Source organism: Pseudomonas sp. NFIX28 (assembly GCF_900107395.1).
Taxonomy (GTDB): domain Bacteria; phylum Pseudomonadota; class Gammaproteobacteria; order Pseudomonadales; family Pseudomonadaceae; genus Aquipseudomonas.
This window is the reverse complement of record NZ_FNPW01000009.1, coordinates 58,898-78,979: the sequence shown is the minus strand read 5'-3', so window position 1 is coordinate 78,979 and position 20,082 is coordinate 58,898. Positions and strand designations below refer to the sequence as shown.

The window sequence follows — 20,082 nt, the reverse complement described above, 5'->3', positions numbered from 1 at the left end:
TCATTTCCACAACTGGGCGGCAAACACTATAAGAATGCCGATGGGCGCCACATAGCGCATCAAAAACAGGGCCAGGGTAAAAAGCAGCGGATTGCGAATCGACAGCTCGTCTCGAACCGCCTCGCGCCCCATTACCCAACCCGCAAACACCACAAAACAGAGGCCACCCAAAGGCAACATGATCCGCGAGGTGAAGAAATCGATCACCCCAAAGAAATCCAGACCACCCGCTGCCCCCCACTGATAGAGGTGGAAAGCGTCTCCTTCGTTCACGAAAAACTTGGCCTGCTGCCAGATATTGAAGGAGAACACCGTTCCCAACCCAACGAACCAGCAGGTAAACGCCAGCCAGAATGTCACCCAGCCGCGACGGATTCGAGTCCGCTCCACCAGATAAGCCACCATCGGCTCCAGCAGCGAAATCGCCGAACTCCAGGCGGCAATAGCCACCAGGACAAAAAACACCACGCCCATCAACTGGCCGAACGCCACATTACCAAAGGCAAACGGCAAACTGACAAACATCAGCCCCGGACCTTCACTCGGGTTCAACCCGGCGGCGAATACGATCGGGAACAGTGCCAGCCCCGCCAGCAGCGAAACAAAGGTATCCAGCAGCGCCACGCCGACAATAGTGCCGGAAATGGACGAATGCTTCGGCATGTAAGCGCCGTAGATCATGATGGAACCGACACCGACGCTCAGGGAAAAGAACGCATGCCCCATGGCCGGCAACAGGCCGTCGAGCAGCTTGTCGGTGCTGAAGTCGAACATGAAATGCACGCCTTCCATGAAATGTCCGGTGGTCAGGCTGTAACCCAGCAGGATCACCAGCATCACGAACAACAGCGGCATCATGATCCGCAGACTGCGCTCAAGCCCGGCCACCACACCCTTGGCGATGACGGCCGCCGATAACAGCATGAACAGCGTATGCCACAACGTCAGCCGCCAGGGGTCGGCAATCACCGTGGCGAAATAGGCGCCGACCTGATCCGCCGTCACGCCCTGGAAATCGCCACGCCCCATATCGATGATGTAGTCCAGCGACCAACCGCCGACCACGCTATAAAAGGACAGAATCAACAAGGCCGTGATCATCCCGGCGAACGCGCCCCAGGACCACTTGGCCGAATGCCCGGCCTCCAGGGCCAGCGCCTTCAAGGCATTGGCCGGGCTTTGCCGGGCGCGACGGCCAATCAGGGTTTCGGCCAGCATCACCGGTACGCCGATCAGCGCGATACAGGCCAGAAACACCAGGACAAAGGCGCCGCCACCGTAGACGCCGACCATGTAAGGGAATTTCCAGATACTTCCCAGGCCCACGGCCGAACCAGTCGCAGCGAGTATGAAAACCCAGCGACTGGCCCAGCCGCCGTGGACAGAAACCTTGTCCGTCGACATCAATACGCGCCCAACCGAGAAAAAAGAGCGCGCATTGTCCGGGATTCACTCAACCTGCTCAAGCACGCTGCTTCACCGTAGCCGACACGCGTGCAACTGCCTATAATGCCGCCCCTATGGCTAAACAGAAGAAACACCCAACAGGGACCATCGCGCAAAATAAAAAGGCGCGTCACGATTACTTCATCGAACATCGGTTCGAGGCTGGCATGGTCCTGGCCGGCTGGGAAGTAAAGAGTCTGCGTGCGGGCAAGGCACAACTGGTCGACAGTTACGTGCTGCTCAAGGACGGCGAAGCCTGGCTGCTGGGCAGCCACTTCACGCCACTGACCACCGCCAGCACCCATGTGATCGCCGACCCCGTGCGCTCGCGCAAACTGCTGCTCAACAAGCGCGAGCTGGAGAAGCTGTTTGCTGCCGTGCAGCAGAAGGGTTATGCCTGCGTGTGCCTGTCGCTCTACTGGAGCAAGCACATGGTCAAGTGCGAGATCGCACTGGGCAAGGGCAAGAAGGAATACGACAAGCGTCATACCGAACGCGAGCGCGACTCCGATCGTGAGCTGCATCGCGCGGTGCGCAACAAGGGCAAGGAAGAGTAACGCTCTTCTGCCTTGATGCCATGATCGCCAGCCAGCGCGCTCCTGCCCGGAGCGCGCTGGCCTGCGATGAACTCCCCACCGACTAAATCCCCTTGCGCCGCTCCGCCCGAGCCACGCGCTGCACTTCCTGACGTACCTCTTCCAGCACTTCCTGCACATACAGAATGTGCCGGCTGGAGACCTCACGCGCCTGCTCGGCACGCCCTTCGATAATCGCCTGGTACAGATCGCGGTGCTGGCTGATCAGCATGTCGCGGGTTTCGGTGCGCTGCTTGTACATGCCGCCGATGTTGGTCACCACGTTGCGCTTGAGCAGATCGAACAGCCCGCGAATGGTGTGCAGCAACACAGCGTTGTGACTGGCCTCGGCAATCGCCAGGTGAAATTGCGCGTCTGCCGCCCCCTCTTCCGCCCGGCTCACATCCCCGGCCCGGGAATAGCAATCCTGCAGCGCTTCGAAAGCCGCGGTGAGGCGCTCGCGATCCACCTCGGTGGCACGCAACGCCGCGTAATAAGCGCATGAGGCTTCCAGCGTGTGACGAAACTCCAGCAAGTCACGCTGGGCTTCAGGGTTGCTTTCCAACAACTGCAGCAGCGGATCGCTGAAGGTCGAGCCCAGTGACTCCACCACATAGTTGCCGCCACCCTGGCGACTGACCAGCAAGCCCTTGGCCGTCAGCTTCTGGATTGCCTCGCGCAACGAAGGCCGCGAGACACCAAACTGCTCCGCCAACGCACGCTCCGCCGGCAGGCGCTCACCGGACTTCAGCGTGCCCTCGAGAATCATCCCCTCGAGCCGCTCGACAATGTCGTCAGACAAACGGCGCTGACGAATCTGATCAAACCCCATAACTCACTCTCCACCATCCCGACCGTGCGCCGGGCTCTCTATTCTGGCCTATCGGGGCTCCGCCAGCACCTATCAGAACGACTGTCGGCGAGCGGATCAGATGCCATCTGCACCGCAACTTCGACAAAAGTTTTAGGGCGACAAATTGACACACCGCTCACAAGGCTTTTACCCTAGCCAACAGCGATTGTAAATTGGTCTTACCAATTAACCAAATACGCTGACCAGTGCCTGACCAACAACAATTAGGGGCCACCCCATATGCAAACCTGGCAACAGCTTTACAGCCCGCTCGGCAGCCTCGGCCTGTCCGCCCTCGCCGCCGTCATCCCGATCGTCTTCTTCTTCCTCGCTCTGGCCGTGTTCCGTCTCAAAGGACACATCGCCGGCAGCATCACCCTGGCGTTGTCGATTCTGGTGGCGATCTTTGCCTTCCAGATGCCTGCCGACATGGCACTCGCGGCCGCTGGCTATGGATTTGCCTACGGCCTGTGGCCCATCGCCTGGATCATCGTCGCCGCCGTATTCCTCTACAAACTGACGGTCAAGAGCGGCCAGTTCGAGGTCATCCGCAGCTCCGTGCTGTCGATCACCGACGACCAGCGCCTGCAGGTGCTGCTGATCGGCTTCTGCTTCGGCGCCTTTCTCGAAGGTGCCGCCGGTTTCGGCGCCCCGGTGGCCATTACCGCCGCGCTGCTGGTGGGCCTGGGCTTCAACCCGCTGTACGCCGCCGGCCTATGCCTGATCGCTAACACCGCGCCAGTGGCCTTTGGCGCCCTGGGCATCCCGATCATCGTGGCCGGCCAGGTAACCGGCATCGACGCCTTCAAGATCGGCGCCATGACCGGTCGCCAACTGCCGCTGCTGTCGCTGTTCGTGCCGTTCTGGCTGGTGTTCATGATGGACGGCCTGCGCGGCGTCAAAGAGACCTGGCCTGCGGCGCTGGTGGCCGGCCTGAGCTTTGCCGTGACCCAATACTTCACCTCGAACTTCATCGGCCCGGAGCTGCCGGACATCACCTCGGCCCTGGCCAGCCTGATTTCCCTGACCCTGTTCCTCAAGGTCTGGCAACCCAAGCGTTCGTTCGCCGCGGCCACCGTCAGCGTCGGCGCCGCTGCCGTGCGCAACGGTGGTTTCGGCCAGCCGCGCACCACCCAGCCTTCGCCCTACAGCTTCGGTGAAATCTTCAAGGCCTGGTCGCCGTTCCTGATCCTCACCGTGCTGGTCACCATCTGGACCCTCAAGCCGTTCAAGGCGATGTTCGCCGCCGGCGGCTCGATGTACAGCTGGGTATTCAACTTCGCGATCCCGCACCTGGATCAACTGGTGATCAAGAGCGCCCCGATCGTCGCCGCGCCAACCGCGATTCCGGCGGTGTTCAAGCTCGACCCGATTTCCGCGACCGGCACGGCGATTTTCTTCTCCGCACTGATCTCGATGCTGGTGCTGAAAATCAATTTCAAAATTGGTCTGACCACTTTCAAAGAGACCTTCTACGAACTGCGCTGGCCGATCTTGTCCATCGGCATGGTGCTGGCCTTCGCCTTCGTCACCAACTATTCCGGCATGTCCTCGACCATGGCCCTGGTGCTGGCCGGCACGGGCGCGGCATTCCCGTTCTTCTCGCCATTCCTCGGCTGGCTGGGCGTGTTCCTGACCGGGTCGGATACCTCCTCCAACGCCCTGTTCAGCTCGCTGCAAGCCACCACCGCGCACCAGATCGGCGTCAACGACACCCTGCTGGTAGCGGCCAACACCAGCGGCGGCGTGACCGGCAAGATGATCTCGCCGCAATCGATCGCCGTGGCCTGCGCCGCCACCGGCCTGGTAGGCAAGGAATCGGACCTGTTCCGCTTCACCCTCAAGCACAGCCTGTTCTTCGCCACTATCGTCGGCCTGATCACCCTGGCCCAGGCCTACTGGTTCACTGGCATGCTGGTGCACTGATCGCGACACCGAAAGAACCGACGCCGGCCCATAAGCCCGGCGTCTGCAACTCACAACCCGGTCTGCAAGGCTGCTGAAAGCTTGTCTCTCTATATTCAGCAGCCGCCGCAGACGGATAACCGGGACCACCCGGAGACACGCCTGATGAGCGAGCTTTTTTACAACGCCGTGCCTAACGCGACCCGTGTCGCACCGCCCTTGGCCGAGCCGCGCCAGTACCCCTGCGAGAAACCGTCGCGGGTCTACCTGTTCGGTACCTGTGTGGTCGACCTGTTCTATCCCGAAGCCGGGATGGATGCGATCCACCTGCTCGAGCGCGAAGGCATTCGCGTGGAGTACCCGCAAGGGCAAAGCTGCTGCGGGCAACCGGCCTACACCTCGGGTTACACCGAGCAGGCGCGCACGGTAGCCCGCTCGCAACTGGCGCTGTTCGCCGGCGATTATCCGGTGGTGGTGCCGTCGGGTTCCTGCGCGGGCATGATCCGCGAGCATTACAGCGACTTGTTCAAGGACGAGCCGCAAACCCTGGAACAGGTGCAGGCCCTGGCGGCCCGTACCTATGAGCTGGCCGAGTTCCTGCTGCATGTGTGCAAGGTGCAGCTCAAGGACCAGGGCGAGCCGGTCAAGGTGGCGCTGCACACCTCCTGCTCGGCACGGCGCGAGATGAACACCCACCTGCACGGCCGTGAGTTGCTGTCACAGCTGGGCAACGTGGAGCGGGTAGAACACAGCCACGAAAGCGAATGCTGTGGCTTTGGCGGGACTTTCAGCGTCCGAATGCCAGACATCTCCGGTGCGATGGTCACGGACAAGACCCGCGCACTGAAAGAGTCCGGCGCCCACAAGGTGCTGAGCGCCGACTGCGGCTGCTTGATGAACATCAACGGTTCGCTGGAGAAACAACAAGAAGCGCTGCGCGGCCAACACCTGGCCAGCTTCCTCTGGCAACGCACCGGAGGTGCCCGATGAGCACCCCGGAGCTTATTCCGACCCTGGCCGTGTCGGACGATTTTCGCACCCGGGCCCACCAGGCCCTGGGCGACCAACAACTGCGAAACAACTTTCGCAGCGCCATGGATTCCCTCATGGCCAAGCGTGCGGCGTCGTTCAGCGATGCCCACGAGCGCGAACACCTGCGGGCCCTGGGCAATGCGATCAAGGCCCGTGCGTTATCCAAGCTGCCCGACCTGCTCGAGCAGCTTGAACAGAACCTGACCCGCAACGGTGTGACAGTGCACTGGGCGGAAACGGTGGACGAGGCCAATGGCATCGTCCTCTCGATCATCCGCGCTCACGAGGCGCGGCAAGTGATCAAGGGCAAATCGATGGTCAGCGAAGAGATGGAAATGAACCATGTCCTCGCTGAACAAGGCATTGAATGCCTTGAGTCGGACATGGGCGAGTTCATCGTCCAGCTCGACCACGAGAAGCCTTCACACATCATTATGCCGGCGATCCACAAGAATGCCGGTCAGGTCGCGTCCTTGTTCCACGACAAACTCGGCGTGGAGTACACCAAGGACGTTGACCAACTCATTCAGATCGGTCGCAGGGTCCTGCGGCAGAAATTCTTCGAAGCAGACATCGGCGTCTCCGGCGTCAACTTCGCCGTGGCCGAGACCGGCACCCTGCTGTTGGTGGAAAACGAAGGCAACGGCCGCATGTCCACCACGGTGCCACCCGTGCACATCGCCGTCACCGGTATCGAGAAAGTCGTCGAAAACCTGCGCGACGTGGTGCCGCTGCTGTCACTGCTGACCCGCTCGGCGCTGGGCCAGCCGATCACCACCTACGTCAACATGATCTCCGGCCCGCGCAAGGAGCATGAGCTGGACGGCCCGCAGCAAGTGCACCTGGTGCTGCTCGACAACGGCCGCAGCCAGGCCTTCGCCGACAGCGAATTGCGCCAGACCCTGAACTGCATCCGCTGCGGCGCCTGCATGAACCATTGCCCGGTCTACACCCGCATCGGCGGCCACGCCTACGGCGAGGTCTACCCCGGCCCCATCGGCAAAATCATCACCCCGCACATGGTCGGCCTGGCCAAGGTGCCGGACCACCCGAGCGCGTCTTCGCTGTGCGGGGCCTGCGGCGAAGTGTGCCCGGTGAAGATCCCGATCCCGAGCCTGCTGCGTCGCCTGCGCGAAGAGAACGTCAAGGCTCCGGACAGCCCGCACCAGGTGATGCGCGGCCAGGGCAGCAAGTATTCGCGCAAGGAACGCTTTATCTGGAACGCCTGGGCCAAACTCAACAGCTCGCCGGCGCTGTATCGCCTGTTTACGCTGGCGGCCACCCGCCTGCGCGCGCTGACCCCGAGCAACGTCGGCCCGTGGACACAAAACCACAGCGCCCCCAAACCCGCCGCCCGGTCCCTGCACGACCTGGCCCGCGAGCATCTGGCCAAACAGGGAGAACGTTGATGAGTGCCAAACAGAACATCCTCGCCAAGCTGCGCACCAGCCTGACCGGCACCACGCCGCTTGTGGATAACTTCGATGAGGCACTGGTCACCCAGCCTTATACCTACAGCCCAGAACAACGCATCCCGCAGTTGCGCAAGCAGATGGAAGCGGTGCACACCGAAATCCACCAGACCAGCGGCCAGGACTGGCCGGCGCTGCTCGCCCGCCTGCTGGGCGAACGCCAATTGCCGAGCCTGCTGATCGCGCCGACCACGCCCCACGGCCAGCGCGTCAGCCAATACTGGGCCGAGCATCCCGGGTTGCCGGCGTTGAAGGCCTACGATCGGCCCGTCGAAGAGTGGAAAGCCGAGCTGTTCAACGACACCCCGGCCAGCCTCACCACCACCCTCGGCGCCATCGCCGCCACCGGCAGCCTGATCCTTTGGCCGACCCGCGAAGAACCGCGGCTGATGAGCCTGGTGCCGCCGGTGCATTTCGCCCTGCTCAAGGCCAGCGAGATCCGCGACAACTTCTATCAGGTCCAGCAGGAATACAGCTGGGCCCAAGGCATGCCGACCAACGCGCTGCTGGTGTCCGGGCCGTCGAAGACGGCCGACATCGAGCAAGTCCTGGCCTACGGCGCCCATGGCCCGAAAGACCTGGTGGTGCTGATCCTGGAGGACCAATGAGTCTACCGACGGCTTTTCTGCGTGATGCCCAACAACTGATCCCCCAGGAACGGCGTTTCGACGACCCGCTCTCCACCCTGGCCTTCGGCACCGATGCGAGCTTTTATCGGTTGATTCCGCAACTGGTGATCCGCGTCGAGTCCGAAGACGAAGTGGTGGCCCTGCTCAAACTGGCCCAGCGTGACCGCGTGCCGGTGACCTTCCGCGCCGCCGGCACCAGCCTGTCGGGGCAGGCCATCAGCGATTCGGTGCTGCTGGTGCTCGGCGACAACTGGAATGCCCGCGAGATCCGCGACCAGGGCCAGCAGATCCGCCTGCAACCGGGGGTGATCGGCGCCCAAGCCAACGCCTGGCTGGCGCCGTTCGGGCGCAAGATCGGCCCCGATCCGGCCTCGATCAACGCCTGCAAGATCGGCGGCATCGTCGCCAACAATGCCAGCGGCATGTGCTGCGGCACCGCGCAAAACACCTACCACACCCTGGCCGGCCTGCGCCTGGTGCTGGCCGACGGCACCCGCCTGGACACCGAAGACGCCGCCAGCGTCGCGGCCTTTCGCAGCAGCCATGGCGAGCTGCTCGAGCGCCTGGCGACCCTCGGCCGCGAGACCCGCGCCAACAGCGAACTGGCGGCCAAGATCCGCCACAAATACCGGCTGAAAAACACCACCGGCCTGTCGCTCAACGCCCTGGTGGATTTCGATGAGCCGCTGGACATCCTCAGCCACCTGCTGGTGGGCTCCGAAGGCACCCTGGGCTTTATCAGCGCAGTGACCTACGACACCGTGATCGACCACCCGAACAAAGCCTCGGCGCTGATCGTCTTCCCGGACGTGGAAACCTGCTGCAACGCGGTAACCGTGCTGAAAAGCCAGCCCGTCTCCGCCGTGGAACTGCTGGACCGCCGCAGCCTGCGCTCGGTGCAGGACAAACCCGGGATGCCGGCCTTCGTCCAGCAACTGTCCGCCAATGCCTGCGCACTGCTGATCGAATCCCGCGCGGCATCTTGCGCGCTGCTCCAGGAACAACTGGCGCAGATCATGGCGTCGCTGGCGTCTTTCCCGGTGGAAAAACAGGTCGATTTCACCGAAGACCCGAAGGAAAACGCCAAGCTCTGGGCGATCCGCAAAGACACCTTCCCCGCCGTCGGCGCAGTGCGCAAGACCGGCACCACGGTGATCATCGAAGACGTGACCTTCCCGGTGGAACAACTGGCCATCGGCGTCAACCGCCTGATCGAGCTGTTCGACAAACACCACTACGACGAGGCGATCCTGTTCGGCCATGCGCTGGAGGGCAACCTGCATTTCGTCTTCACCCAGGGCTTCAACAGCGCCGAAGAAGTGGCGCGCTACCAGGCCTTCATGGATGACGTGGCGCAACTGGTGGCGGTGGAATTCGGCGGCTCGCTCAAGGCCGAACACGGCACCGGGCGCAACATGGCGCCCTTCGTCGAGCTGGAATGGGGCAGCGATGCCTACCAGCTGATGTGGCAACTCAAGCGCCTGCTCGACCCCAACGGCATCCTCAACCCGGACGTGGTGCTCAGCGAAGACCCGCAGATCCACCTCAAGCACCTCAAGCCGCTGCCGGCGGCCGACGAGATTGTGGATAAGTGCATCGAGTGCGGTTTCTGCGAACCGGTGTGCCCGTCCAAGGGGCTGACCCTGAGCCCGCGCCAGCGCATCGTGATCTGGCGCGATATCCAGGCCCGCAAGCGCGCCGGCATCGACACCACGGAACTGGAAGCGGCCTATCAATACCAGGGCGTCGACACCTGCGCCGCCACTGGCCTGTGCGCCCAGCGCTGCCCGGTGGGCATCAACACCGGCGAGCTGGTGAAAAAACTGCGCAGCCGGCACGCCAGCCACACCAAGGCGGCCGATTGGCTGGGCTCGCACTTCGCCACCACCTTGCAAGGCGCGCGTTTCACCCTGCATGTGGCCAACGGTGCGCGGATGCTGCTGGGGGCACCGCGCCTGGCCAGGGTTTCGGCGGCGCTGAGCAAACTGTCCAAGGGCCAGGTGCCGCAATGGACCAGCGCCATGCCGCAGCCGGAACGCGCCATTCGCTTCAGCCCGGCGGTCAGCGACCAGCGGCCACGGGTGGTCTACCTGGCGGCCTGCGTGTCGCGGGTCATGGGCCCGGCAGCCGGCGACCAGGAGCAAAGCTCGCTCTACGACAAGACCCGCGGCCTGCTGGAGAAAGCCGGCTATCAGGTGGTGATCCCCGACAACGTCGAAAGCCTGTGCTGCGGCCAGCCGTTCGCCTCCAAGGGCTACGCGGAACAGGCCGAGCACAAGCGCCAGGAACTGATCGGCGCCCTGCTCCACGCCAGCCGCGGCGGCCTCGACCCGATCTACTGCGACACCAGCCCCTGCACCCTGCGCCTGGTGCAAGACCTGGGCGATGTGCGCCTGGACCTGTACGACCCGGTGCGCTTCATCCGCACCCACCTGATGGACAAGCTGGAGTTCACCCCCCAGCAAGCGCCGGTCGCCGTACATGTCACCTGCAGCACCCAGCACCTGGGCGAAAGCCAGGCGCTGATCGACCTGGCGCGGCGTTGCAGCACCAATGTGGTGATCCCGGAAGGCATCCATTGCTGCGGCTTCGCCGGGGATAAAGGCTTCACCACACCGGAGCTCAACGCCCATTCCCTGCGCAGCCTCAAGGACGCGGTGCAATATTGCAGCGAGGGCATTTCCACCAGCCGCACCTGTGAAATCGGCCTGAGCCAGCATGGCGGGATCGACTACCACGGGCTGGTCTACCTGGTGGACCGAGTAACGCGGGCCAGGCCAGCCTGATCGGTATGCCCCCCCCGTAGGAGCGAACCTTGCTCGCGATGAACTGCACCGCAGTTAGCCAGTAACTGCGCGATACCGTTAACGAGCATGGCGAGCTCCTACAGGTTTCTTGCACCTGCAGGCTCAGTGGTCGTGCCCCCGGGCAGAAAAATAGAACCCTGGCGAACCACCGCAGTCCACCGATCAAGCCCCCGCCAACGGGAGCTTCCTGAAAATTCGGCAGTTCGTGCTGATGGCCAGCGGCGCCTGGCCCTTCAGTTCAAGGAGACGCCCATGAAACGCTCTGTACTGTTAGGCCTGTTCGTCACCGCTTCGGTCCTGGCTTCCCCCAGCTTCGCCGGGAACCAGGAAGACCTGTGCGAGGCGAACCTGCAAACCATTCGTGATGCCCGGACCACCATCCAATCCCAGGACTTGAAAACCAACATGGAGGCCACCATGCAACAAGCCCAGGCGGCCCAGGCGAAAAACACCGAGGAAGGCACCAAGGAATGCATCGCCCTGACCACCCGCGCGATCCAGACCATCCAGAACAGCACCAAGGGTGAAGGCGGCGGCTAACGGGCCCCGCCTTCGGGATGGCCTTGCGGGCCATTTTGGCGTAGACTGTACAAACCTGCTGGTAATGCACAGCAGGTTCGGGGCCGTTTAGGATTCGACGCCGGTTGCGAAACTTTAGGTGCATGCCGAGTTGGTAACAGAACTCGTAAATCCACTGTTGCAACTTCCTATAGTTGCCAATGACGAAACCTACGGGGAATACGCTCTCGCTGCGTAAGCGGCGCTAGCCTTCCTTCTGGTACCTTCGGGTCCAGCAATCATCAGGGGATGTCTGTAAACCCGAAATGATTGTCATACAGAACAGAATCGCCGTGCAGTACGTTGTGGACGAAGCGGCTAAAACTTACACAACTCGCCCAAAGCACCCTGCCCGTCGGGTCGCTGAGGGTTAACTCAATAGACACGGCTACGCATGTAGTACCGACAGCGGAGTACTGGCGGACGGGGGTTCAAATCCCCCCGGCTCCACCAAATGATCAAAAAAAGACGTCCACGGACGTCTTTTTTTGTGCCTGAAATTCAGTAAATGTAGGATTTTTCAGCGTCATCACGATCCGATAGCGTCCAGCACAATCCATGAAATTCGAAGAATAGGATCAATATGGACCTCGAGACCTTCTTCCAAGGTTTCATTTCCGCAAGCACGCAAGAGAACCATTGAAGCACGTGGATTCCTCACCCACGGCATTGATCCTAAAGAGAAACGGGACGCCGTGGAGCGAACCAAGAAAGCGGCAACCGAACACATCTTCTAGAACGTGGCGACGGCCTGGGCTTCGGTGTCAGGGGGCAAAGGGCTGGCGGTCGCCTTAAGCCCTGTTTTACTCACCCAGCCTTCGCCAGCTCCCGGCCCACTGGAGCACTTTACCCTCATGATCTTTTTCGGCGGGGCGGAAAATCCGGATATAACGCGCACCGTCCAGTTCGACCTCATCCCGACTGCTGGCGAAGGGGAACTTCTCGTCCAGCGCCTGCCAGGCTTTTTCTTCTTCCGTCAGTGGCAGCAATCCAAGCGCTTTCAATCTTCCTTCGATTAGAAGCACTCTATCCTGGCGTCTTTGCAATTCGTCCTGAATGCTTTTCTCGGACAACCGCCCCATGGAGGCTTTGAGGTATTCGAGAAGTTCTTCTCTGGCCCATTCCAAGTCGAATTCGGAGAACTCGCTCGTATAGTTCTCGCGCTCCAGGATATCCAGCCCTTCCCGCTCCGAGAGCACATTCAGGTTGATCAGCGCGTATGCAAAAGCCCCTGTAGGGCATATTCCGCCTTTATTGGTGGCGATACAGTACAGGCTGATGGTGTTCAGTCGGCCGGGATAGAAGAAGCCGAAGAGCTCGTCGAACTCTTCCTGGCTAAGCACTTCCATGTGACTGGAACACAGTCCAGCGCCCTCGGGAAAATCGACTTCGGTGATATAGCCTTTCTCACTCAGCGCGCCCACCAAGGCAGAGAAATCGATATCCCCCGTATGGACTCTGAACTTGAGATAACCAGAAAAATTGAAATCGTCAGGATACATCTGCCCTCCCGGTCTCTTCGGTTGAGACACAAAAATGAGTGATCTTAGATCATCGTTACCAATGTGGTAACGACGGCCTTTTTTCAACAATATCCTTTCGATTTCAGTGACTGAAATTTCAGTAAGCTGGAGGCCCCTCCACTACCCAGACCCCGCGGGTTTCCGACCCCGTATCCGCTGTAATTCCTCGGGGGCCCCCGCGCAGTTTCAGTATCCCGACCGCTCTAGCACTTCAGCCCACCCTACGCTAGCCTCGCGTAGCAGGCCAAGGAGTGTTGACCCAACGAAGAGCTGTTCAAGGAATGTCAGTCGGATGAAAACAAACAAACAAACAAACGCATCACACGGGCTTACTGTGTCGAGCTTGAAAAGGAGTTATCGATTGTCGCTGCAAGGCGTGAATATCTCTCCCTAGAACCACCACGCGCACGTTTCACATTCCTCTGCACTAATGAGGAATGCAGAAAGCTCGACGCCAAGATCACGGGCGTCAACTACGATGTGAATCCCCAAGTGCAGCAGCTCAGACTCTGTATCCCTGCTTGTATCCCGAAGAATGAAACCTCAAAAGCAACCCCATGTTTTCAAGGACATTTACTAGCAAGTTCAAATGCCCCCGGCCCGCCAAACAAAGCACCAACAAAGCCCGCCTTGTGCGGGCTTTGTTGTTCCTGGCCTTAACGTTCCGCCACCATCGCCAACCGCCCCCTCCCCGCCATTGCAGCCCGAGCCTTCCTTCCCCCGAAGCAGCGTTAAGTCTCTTTCTATTGTGCGAATTTTCCTAGAAACTCCCAGCCGCTTGCGCCTACCGCCCTGCACTGGCTAGCCTCGATCTGTCACTGCAAATTCAGTGACCGGGTTTAGCAGCTCGACGTGTAACTAGGCGCATGGCGCCCCCATTACGTGGCGCTTTTCTTGGCTCCGCTTTATGGCGGCCGTGCGCAGGGCACCTTTGGGTGCGCCGGGGTCCTAGTCACCGGTCTGCTAACCTGCGAACGGCCGCCACCCTATCGTTTAGCAGCGACGGTGATGGCTCCTATTTCTGTACTAGGAGTTACGCCATGAAAAAGCTCGTCCCCGATCCGCCCAGCACTGCCCGCCGCGTCAGGAATCTCGAACACGATCTGGCCAATCAGCACATCCGGCAGAAGCTGTCAGTTCAGCCTGCTGATGTGTCTCTGATTCAGTCGCTCAAAAAAACCGTCAGTATCCCGGTGAGCCGCGATTCCTTGTTCTCAGTCCGGGAAGGCATCAACGCCGAAGAAGCCCTGCTCCACGTCTCCCTGCTGCTGAAAAGCGCCGAGGAGGTTTCCGATGAAATCACTGAGCGCGGCAGTGGCATCGAGCGCGGTTTGATCTGGTCTATGGTGCACTCGGTGGAGATGGCGCGAGCCGTGGTAGACGCCTTGCTCGATGGCAGTCGCCACACGCCATCGCTGAAGTAGAACCCCACGTGAAAGCACGGCGCGGCAGCACGACCTGCCGCGCTGTTCCTTAATGACAAACCTGCGCAGGTGGAAAACAGACACGGCCTGAACCGGCCTGGAATGCTGGGCGCATTCGAATTCAACGCACCTGCCAAACACTCAAAACAGCACCCCCAACTCCACCCCCTCCGCCATCACCCTATTCCCCTCATCCCCCGGATGCAGGTGATCGCCCGAATCCACCCGTGGCGACAACCGAGTCGGATGCCGCGGATCGCGAGTCATTCGGTCGAAATCAATCACCGCATCAAATGCCCGACTGGTGCGAATCCATTGATTGAGCGCCTGGCGCAGTTGTTCCTTTTGCGGGCTGTGGTAGTGCTCGATGCTGCTGCCTTCCAGGGCGCCTTCGAAGGGCAGCAATGTGGTGCCGATGATGCGGACGTTGTGGCGATGCGCCTGGTCGATCAGTTGCCGGTAGCCGGCGATCAGGCCATCCAGAGAAGGCAACGGCGCGTTGGGCGCGAAAGCGGTGCCCGGCCAGCTGATGTCGTTGATTCCCAGCATCAGCACCACGCTTTTCACCCCGGGTTTGCTCAGCACGTCGCGCTCGAAACGCGCCAGCGCGCTGGCGCCCATGCCGTGTTCGAGCAGGCGCGCGCCGGATATGCCGCCGTTGAGCACGGCGATGTTCTTGGCGGCCAGGCGCTGGGCGAGGAAGTCCGGCCAGCGGTGGTTGCTGTCCAGGGTCGAGCCGTTGCCGTCGGTAATGGAGTCGCCGAGCACCACCAGGGCGCGGCTGTCGGGCGCGGCGTCCACCAGGATGTCGCTGAGGAACAGCCGCGCTTGCACTTGCCGCTCCCCCGCTAGCTGCTGGGCGTCGACCTGGTTGCCCGCAGCGATGAAGGCGGTTTGCTTGCCGTCCCAATGGAAGGTGCTCAGCGGCGTGGGCTGCGGCAGGTACAGCGAGACCAGCAGCTCGCCGAGGGCCGGCACCACCAGGGCGACCGGGTCGCTGGTACGGGTCTCGCCCGGCGCGATGCTGACTTGCGGCGCGCCGCCAAACGTCAGGACTTGTCCGGAACCTGCGCGACCAGACTCGCCCTTCTCCACGGCCACGACCCGCGCCGCGCCAACCAGCAGCGGCTGCTGGCCGTATTCGTTGGAAACTACCACCCGCACCCGGCTGCCACCGATGCTGACGCGCAGCTTCTGCTGGACGGTGCTATCGGCCAGGGTTGCGGGAATCCGCGTGGGCAGCGGCAGCTCGTTGCCCCAGGTCGGCTGCGGGCTGGCCATCCAACTGGTAAGCCAGTTGTCCCGGGCCAGCACCGGGTTCGCGGCCAGCAGGGCCGTTATCACCAGCGGCAGTGAGAATTGCGTGTGCAGGGCTTTCATCCGGTCGTTCCTTGAGACAAAGGCTGAGGCGAGCCAGATTGCTCCATTCGAAATAATCGTGATAGAAGGCATAACTTCATACAGCCCATTCCGATATCGAATACCCATGGACAGCCTCAAAGCGATGCACTGTTTCGTCCGCGCCGTCGAGCTGGGCAGCCTGTCGTCGGCCGCCCGGGAGCTGGGCAGCACCCAGCCCACCGTCAGCAAGCTGGTGGCGGCCCTGGAAAAACAGCTGGGCGCCCGCCTGCTCACCCGCGGCACCAGCGGGCTGACGCCCACCGAGCAGGGCAAGCGCTTCTATGAACGAGCGAAGGCGGTGCTGGAGGAATACACCGAGGCGGTGGCCGAGGTGCGCGGCCTGACCGAGCGCCCCGAGGGCGTGCTGCGGGTCAATGTGCCGGTGAGCCTGGGCGTGCTGCACCTGAATACGCTGCTGCTGGCGTTCATGGCGCAATACCCGGACATCGAAGTGGAGCTGATCTTCAACGATCGATTCGTCGACCTCACCGAAGAGAACGTCGACCTGGCCCTGCGCCTGGGCGGGGATCTGCCGCCCAACGCCATCGCCCGGCGCATCGCCACATCGCCGCGCTACCTGGTGGCGGCGCCGGAATACCTGCGCCAGCATGCGCCCCTGAGCTGCCCGGCCGACCTGGGCGGCCACTACTTCCTGCGCTTTGCCTGGCTGGCCGCGGGCGACCGCCTGGAGCTGAGCGGCCCGGGCGGCGAGAAGGCCAGCGTCACCCCGCAAGGGCGCTACCGGAGCAACAGCTCGCTGGCCATTCGCGATGGCGTGTTGCAAGGCGCCGGGCTCTGCATCACCCCGGCGTGGCTGGTCAGCGACCTGCTGGACAGCGGCCGCTTGGTGCGGGTGCTGCCCGACTGGAGCGGGCCGCCGAACGAGGCGTTCCTGATCTACCCCGAGCGCCGTTATCGCCCCCTGCGCGTGCGCTTGCTCATGGCCTACCTGGCCGAGCAGGTGCCGCGGTTGCCAGGCTTTATTGCGTAACCGGCCCCAGGCCAGCCGTGCCGCCGTAAGCCCATCGACCTTGGCCAGGTCGGCACGCGAAGCCTGCGCCGGCCACGATCAATGGCCATTACGATCCCCTTTTGGCCAACCCCGTGCTGTGAATCCCCGGGGCCGTCGGCAAGAATCAAACCCGGACCGCTGACTCGAGCGACCCGCGCGGTCGCCAGAACCGCCCTTGTGAACCTGACCCTCTTCGTCCTTTGCCCGTTAAGGACCGCCTGTCGTGTACAGAACATAAAAACCATCGCCACGCTGGGGAAACCATTCATGGCCACTATGAAACGCATACTGAGTGCCACCGTTTGTGGGCTGTCGCTGCTGGCCAGCGCGGCACAGGCCGAGCAGCGCGAGCTGCGGGTGTACAACTGGGCCGACTACATCCTGCCGTCGGTGCCCAAGGACTTCGCCAAGAACAGCGGCATCAAGGTCACCTGGGACACCTTCGACACCAACGAATCCCTCGAGGCCAAGTTGCTGACCGGCAACTCGGGCTACGACCTGGTGGTGCCGTCGAACCAGTTCCTCGACACCCAGATCAAGGCCGGGGTGTTCCAGAAGCTCGACAAGTCCAAGCTGCCCAACTGGAAGCACCAGGACCCCGCGCTGCTCAAGCTGCTGGACAGCAACGACCCCGGCAACCAGTACGGCGTGCCCTACATGTACGGCACGGTGCTGATCGGCTTCAATCCGGCCAAGGTCAAGGCCGCGCTGGGCGACAACGCGCCGGTGGACAGCTGGGACCTGGTGTTCAAGCCGGAGAACATGCAGAAGCTCAAATCCTGCGGCGTAGCCATGCTCGACTCGCCGTCGGAAATCCTCCCGCTGGCCCTGCACTACCTGGGCCTGGACCCCAACAGCCAGAACCCGCAGGACTATGAAAAAGCCAAGGAACTGATGCTGAAAATCCGCCCCTACGTCACCTACTTCAACTCGGCCAAGTACATGACCGATATCGCCAACGGCGACATTTGCGTGGCCATCGGCTACTCCGGCAGCTTCTACCAGTTCGGCAACCGCGCCAAAGAGGCCGGCAACGGCGTGGTGGTGGACTGGCGCCTGCCCAAGGAAGGCGCGCCGATCTGGTTCGACACCTTCGCCATTCCCAAGAGCGCGAAGAACGTCGCCGAGGCCCATGAGTTCCTCAACACCCTGCTGGACCCGAAAGTCATCGCGCCCATCAGTGACTTCCTCGGTTACCCCAACGCCAACAAGGATTCGATTGCGCTGATCAACAAGGAAATCACCGGCAATACCGACCTCACGCCCACCCCCGAAGCCCTGAAGAAGCTTTACGTGGTGCAGCCGCTGCCGCAGAAGCTGGAGCGCGTGCGCACCCGGGCCTGGACCAGCATCAAGTCGGATAAATGACCCACCCTTCGGACAGCCTGGCCCTGGGCTGTCCGAGCACCGGCAAGCGTGGCGTGTCAGCCCTCGCGCCGAAGAAACGGCAGCAGATGAGCAATAAACGCCTCGGGCGCCTCCTCGGTAATGAAGTGGCCACACCCCGGCACGATGGCCCCCTGAAGATGCAGCGCATTGCCCTTCATCGTCAGCAACGGCGCATCGTTGGTGGCGTGTTCGGCGCCAATCGCCAGGACCGGCATTTCCAGCGGGCGGCTGGCGCGCTCGCGGTTCTGCCGGATGCTTTCGGGGATGGCCCGGTAATAGGCGAACCCACCCCGCAGCCCACCGGGTACCGAATAGGCTTTGACATAGGCCTGGACCGCGACCCGCTCCTGATGCACCGACCATTTCTCGAACATGTAGGCCAGGTACTGCGCCTCCCGCCCGGCGATCAGCATCTCTGGCAAGTCCTGCAACTGGTTGAACATGAAGTGCCAGAGAAAAATGTTCTGCCCCGGCGGCGCGAAGATCGTCGGCGCCTCGGCCAGCCCGGGAATCACCGCCTCCGTCAGGGCCAGTTTCTCCACCGCCTGCGGATAGTCGCAGGCCAGGGCATAGGCCACCCACATGCCGACATCGTGCCCCACCACCGAGTATTGGCTGTAACCCAGCGCCAGCATCAAGGCCTGCAGGCGAGACGCCGTGGTGCCGGTGTCGTAGCCCTGCTCGGGACGATCGGACAAGCCCATGCCGGGCAGGTCCACCGCAATCGCCCGGTAACCCTGCCCGGCCAGCGCCTGCATGACGTGGCGCCAGGTAAACCAGGTCTGCGGCCACCCGGGAATCAACAACACTGGCTTGCCCTGGCCCTCGCTGACATAGTGAATGCGCCCGCCGTCCACCTGTACGTAGCCATGGCGGTAGTCACGCCCGGCAAAAGCCTGCTGTTCGAAAAGATCCATGGTCAGCGTCCTTGAGGAGCGGGCTGGGCAATGCCCAGCAGTCGGTTGATCTGCGCCTGGTCCAGCGGTGCGCCGGCGAAGTCGTCGAAGACTTTGTCGGTCACCTGGATGATGTGCTCATTGATAAAGGCCACGCCCTCGCGCGCGCCCTGTTCCTGGTCTTTCAGGCAGCACTCCCATTCCAGGGTCGCCCAGCCGGCATAGTCATAGAGCGCCAGCTTGGAAAAGATCCCCTTGAAATCCACCTGCCCATCGCCCAGCGACCGGAACCGCCCGGCCCGCTCGGCCCACGGCTGATAACCGCCGTAAATGCCCTGTCGGCCGGTGGGATTGAACTCGGCGTCCTTCACATGAAACATGCGAATGAACTCGTGGTAGATATCCAGGTAATCCAGGTAATTGAGTTGCTGCAGCACAAAATGGCTGGGGTCGAAGAGCATCTTGCAGCGCGGGTGGTTGCCGACCCGCTCCAGGAACATCTCGAAGCTCACGCCGTCATGCAGGTCCTCGCCAGGGTGGATCTCGTAGCACAGGTTCACCCCCGCCTCGTCACAGGCGTCGAGAATCGGCAGCCAGCGCTTGGCCAGTTCATTGAACGCCGAGTCGACCAAGCCTTGCGGGTGCTGTGGAAAGGGAAAGAAATAGGGCCAGGCGAACGAGCCGGAAAAGGTCCCCATGTCGCTGAGGCCCAGCCTGCGCGACGCTTTGGCGGACAGTTTCAGCTGTTCGAGGGCCCACTGGGTCTTGGCGGCGCTGTCGCCGCGCAGTGCTGGCGGGGCGAAGCCGTCGCACAAGCTGTCGTAGGCGGGATGCACGGCCACCAACTGGCCGAACAGGTGGGTGGTCAGTTCGCTGATCACCAGCCCGTGTTCGGCCAGGGTGCCGCTGACCTCATCGCAATAATCCTGGCTGCTGGCCGCCAGGCGGACATTGAACAGTCGCTCATCCCAGGCCGGCACCTGAAGCGCCTTGAAGCCCAGCCCCGCCGCCCATTCGGCAATGGCGGGCAAGGTATGGAATGGCGCCGTCGCAGCACTGAATTGAGCCAGGTGCAGGCTCGGTCCCTTGAGGGTTTTCATCGTTCACGCCCTATTGTTTGTCGGTCGACAAACAATAGGGCTCCCCTCGACACCCCGTCA

At 62.1% G+C, this 20,082-nt stretch carries 16 protein-coding genes, 1 other RNA gene and 2 pseudogenes; 13 read left to right on the top strand and 6 right to left on the bottom strand.

What is annotated here, in order from left to right; all coding sequences use genetic code 11:
- The gene (locus BLV20_RS18095; RefSeq protein ID WP_092303766.1) at nt 1-1,404 is read right to left on the bottom strand and encodes a sodium-dependent transporter; all 1,404 of its coding nucleotides are present in this window, start codon (nt 1,402-1,404) and stop codon (nt 1-3) included.
- A gap of 116 nt (nt 1,405-1,520) precedes the next feature.
- Between BLV20_RS18095 and smpB the strand changes: the two genes are divergently transcribed.
- Nucleotides 1,521-2,003 carry an SsrA-binding protein SmpB gene (gene smpB, locus BLV20_RS18090; protein ID WP_009042112.1) on the top strand — a complete coding sequence of 161 codons (483 nt, stop codon included), beginning with the start codon at nt 1,521-1,523 and terminating at the stop codon, nt 2,001-2,003.
- Nucleotides 2,004-2,085: 82 nt separating this feature from the next.
- Here the strand turns inward: smpB and BLV20_RS18085 are convergent, their stop codons facing one another.
- Nucleotides 2,086-2,853, bottom strand: coding sequence for an FCD domain-containing protein (locus tag BLV20_RS18085; protein WP_092303764.1), 768 nt, complete (start codon nt 2,851-2,853; stop codon nt 2,086-2,088).
- Between the two features lie 261 nt (nt 2,854-3,114).
- On the opposite strand from BLV20_RS18085, the gene BLV20_RS18080 reads away from it, so the two are divergent.
- From BLV20_RS18080 to BLV20_RS31780, 8 genes and pseudogenes are all read left to right on the top strand, one after another.
- Nucleotides 3,115-4,800: a lactate permease LctP family transporter gene (locus BLV20_RS18080; protein WP_092303762.1), complete on the top strand. Its 1,686-nt coding sequence runs from the start codon at nt 3,115-3,117 to the stop codon at nt 4,798-4,800.
- Nucleotides 4,801-4,944: 144 nt separating this feature from the next.
- The gene (locus tag BLV20_RS18075) at nt 4,945-5,769 is read left to right on the top strand and encodes a (Fe-S)-binding protein (protein ID WP_092303760.1); all 825 of its coding nucleotides are present in this window, start codon (nt 4,945-4,947) and stop codon (nt 5,767-5,769) included.
- On the top strand, nt 5,766-7,220 hold the full coding sequence (locus BLV20_RS18070; RefSeq protein ID WP_092303758.1) for a LutB/LldF family L-lactate oxidation iron-sulfur protein: 1,455 nt from the start codon (nt 5,766-5,768) through the stop codon (nt 7,218-7,220). The genes BLV20_RS18075 and BLV20_RS18070 overlap by 4 nt, the downstream gene beginning before the upstream one ends.
- Nucleotides 7,220-7,891 (top strand): LutC/YkgG family protein, encoded by a 672-nt coding sequence (locus BLV20_RS18065; protein WP_092303756.1) that lies wholly within the window; start codon nt 7,220-7,222, stop codon nt 7,889-7,891. Before BLV20_RS18070 ends, BLV20_RS18065 begins: the two co-directional genes overlap by 1 nt.
- Nucleotides 7,888-10,698: an FAD-binding and (Fe-S)-binding domain-containing protein gene (locus BLV20_RS18060; RefSeq protein WP_092303754.1), complete on the top strand. Its 2,811-nt coding sequence runs from the start codon at nt 7,888-7,890 to the stop codon at nt 10,696-10,698. The genes BLV20_RS18065 and BLV20_RS18060 overlap by 4 nt, the downstream gene beginning before the upstream one ends.
- Nucleotides 10,699-10,971: 273 nt before the next feature.
- Nucleotides 10,972-11,259, top strand: coding sequence for a hypothetical protein (locus BLV20_RS18055; protein ID WP_092303752.1), 288 nt, complete (start codon nt 10,972-10,974; stop codon nt 11,257-11,259).
- A gap of 79 nt (nt 11,260-11,338) precedes the next feature.
- Nucleotides 11,339-11,730: a transfer-messenger RNA gene (gene ssrA / locus BLV20_RS18050) on the top strand.
- 112 nt (nt 11,731-11,842) lie between these two features.
- Nucleotides 11,843-12,011, top strand: a pseudogene (locus BLV20_RS31780) (integrase); the annotation flags it as partial.
- Between the two features lie 69 nt (nt 12,012-12,080).
- Here BLV20_RS31780 and BLV20_RS18045 read toward each other — a convergent pair.
- Nucleotides 12,081-12,779 carry a hypothetical protein gene (locus tag BLV20_RS18045; protein ID WP_092303751.1) on the bottom strand — a complete coding sequence of 233 codons (699 nt, stop codon included), beginning with the start codon at nt 12,777-12,779 and terminating at the stop codon, nt 12,081-12,083.
- 291 nt (nt 12,780-13,070) lie between these two features.
- On the opposite strand from BLV20_RS18045, the pseudogene BLV20_RS31775 reads away from it, so the two are divergent.
- Together BLV20_RS31775 and BLV20_RS18035 are read left to right on the top strand one after the other, a co-directional pair.
- Nucleotides 13,071-13,292, top strand: a pseudogene (locus BLV20_RS31775) (hypothetical protein); the annotation flags it as partial.
- Nucleotides 13,293-13,840: 548 nt separating this feature from the next.
- Nucleotides 13,841-14,224 (top strand): DUF6124 family protein, encoded by a 384-nt coding sequence (locus BLV20_RS18035; protein WP_092303749.1) that lies wholly within the window; start codon nt 13,841-13,843, stop codon nt 14,222-14,224.
- 141 nt (nt 14,225-14,365) lie between these two features.
- On the opposite strand, the gene BLV20_RS18030 is transcribed toward BLV20_RS18035, so the two are convergent.
- Complete coding sequence (locus tag BLV20_RS18030) at nt 14,366-15,604, bottom strand: SGNH/GDSL hydrolase family protein (RefSeq protein ID WP_092303747.1); 1,239 nt, start codon at nt 15,602-15,604, stop codon at nt 14,366-14,368.
- A 106-nt stretch (nt 15,605-15,710) separates the two neighbouring features.
- Here BLV20_RS18030 and BLV20_RS18025 point away from each other — a divergent pair, with 106 nt between their 5' ends.
- Nucleotides 15,711-16,616: a LysR family transcriptional regulator gene (locus BLV20_RS18025; protein WP_092303745.1), complete on the top strand. Its 906-nt coding sequence runs from the start codon at nt 15,711-15,713 to the stop codon at nt 16,614-16,616.
- 288 nt (nt 16,617-16,904) lie between these two features.
- Nucleotides 16,905-18,005 (top strand): polyamine ABC transporter substrate-binding protein, encoded by a 1,101-nt coding sequence (locus tag BLV20_RS18020; RefSeq protein WP_092303743.1) that lies wholly within the window; start codon nt 16,905-16,907, stop codon nt 18,003-18,005.
- 56 nt (nt 18,006-18,061) lie between these two features.
- On the opposite strand, the gene BLV20_RS18015 is transcribed toward BLV20_RS18020, so the two are convergent.
- Entirely contained in the window at nt 18,062-18,943 is an 882-nt protein-coding gene (locus tag BLV20_RS18015) for an alpha/beta fold hydrolase (protein ID WP_092303741.1), read from the bottom strand.
- A gap of 2 nt (nt 18,944-18,945) precedes the next feature.
- Nucleotides 18,946-20,022, bottom strand: a complete 1,077-nt coding sequence (locus BLV20_RS18010; RefSeq protein WP_092303739.1) for a sugar phosphate isomerase/epimerase family protein — start codon at nt 20,020-20,022, stop codon at nt 18,946-18,948.
- Nucleotides 20,023-20,082: the final 60 nt, after the last annotated feature.

Bases quoted from the DNA above. Each gene is read 5' to 3' on its own strand.
- BLV20_RS18085 (WP_092303764.1), bottom strand. From the start codon at position 2,853: ATGGGGTTTGATCAGATTCGTCAGCGCCGTTTGTCTGACGACATTGTC.
- BLV20_RS18095 (WP_092303766.1), bottom strand. From the start codon at position 1,404: ATGTCGACGGACAAGGTTTCTGTCCACGGCGGCTGGGCCAGTCGCTGG.
- BLV20_RS18080 (WP_092303762.1), top strand. From the start codon at position 3,115: ATGCAAACCTGGCAACAGCTTTACAGCCCGCTCGGCAGCCTCGGCCTG.
- BLV20_RS18025 (WP_092303745.1), top strand. From the start codon at position 15,711: ATGGACAGCCTCAAAGCGATGCACTGTTTCGTCCGCGCCGTCGAGCTG.
- BLV20_RS18035 (WP_092303749.1), top strand. From the start codon at position 13,841: ATGAAAAAGCTCGTCCCCGATCCGCCCAGCACTGCCCGCCGCGTCAGG.
- BLV20_RS18070 (WP_092303758.1), top strand. From the start codon at position 5,766: ATGAGCACCCCGGAGCTTATTCCGACCCTGGCCGTGTCGGACGATTTT.
- BLV20_RS18065 (WP_092303756.1), top strand. From the start codon at position 7,220: ATGAGTGCCAAACAGAACATCCTCGCCAAGCTGCGCACCAGCCTGACC.
- BLV20_RS18045 (WP_092303751.1), bottom strand. From the start codon at position 12,779: ATGTATCCTGACGATTTCAATTTTTCTGGTTATCTCAAGTTCAGAGTC.
- BLV20_RS18015 (WP_092303741.1), bottom strand. From the start codon at position 18,943: ATGGATCTTTTCGAACAGCAGGCTTTTGCCGGGCGTGACTACCGCCAT.
- BLV20_RS18055 (WP_092303752.1), top strand. From the start codon at position 10,972: ATGAAACGCTCTGTACTGTTAGGCCTGTTCGTCACCGCTTCGGTCCTG.
- BLV20_RS18075 (WP_092303760.1), top strand. From the start codon at position 4,945: ATGAGCGAGCTTTTTTACAACGCCGTGCCTAACGCGACCCGTGTCGCA.
- BLV20_RS18020 (WP_092303743.1), top strand. From the start codon at position 16,905: ATGGCCACTATGAAACGCATACTGAGTGCCACCGTTTGTGGGCTGTCG.
- BLV20_RS18010 (WP_092303739.1), bottom strand. From the start codon at position 20,022: ATGAAAACCCTCAAGGGACCGAGCCTGCACCTGGCTCAATTCAGTGCT.
- smpB (WP_009042112.1), top strand. From the start codon at position 1,521: ATGGCTAAACAGAAGAAACACCCAACAGGGACCATCGCGCAAAATAAA.
- BLV20_RS18030 (WP_092303747.1), bottom strand. From the start codon at position 15,604: ATGAAAGCCCTGCACACGCAATTCTCACTGCCGCTGGTGATAACGGCC.
- BLV20_RS18060 (WP_092303754.1), top strand. From the start codon at position 7,888: ATGAGTCTACCGACGGCTTTTCTGCGTGATGCCCAACAACTGATCCCC.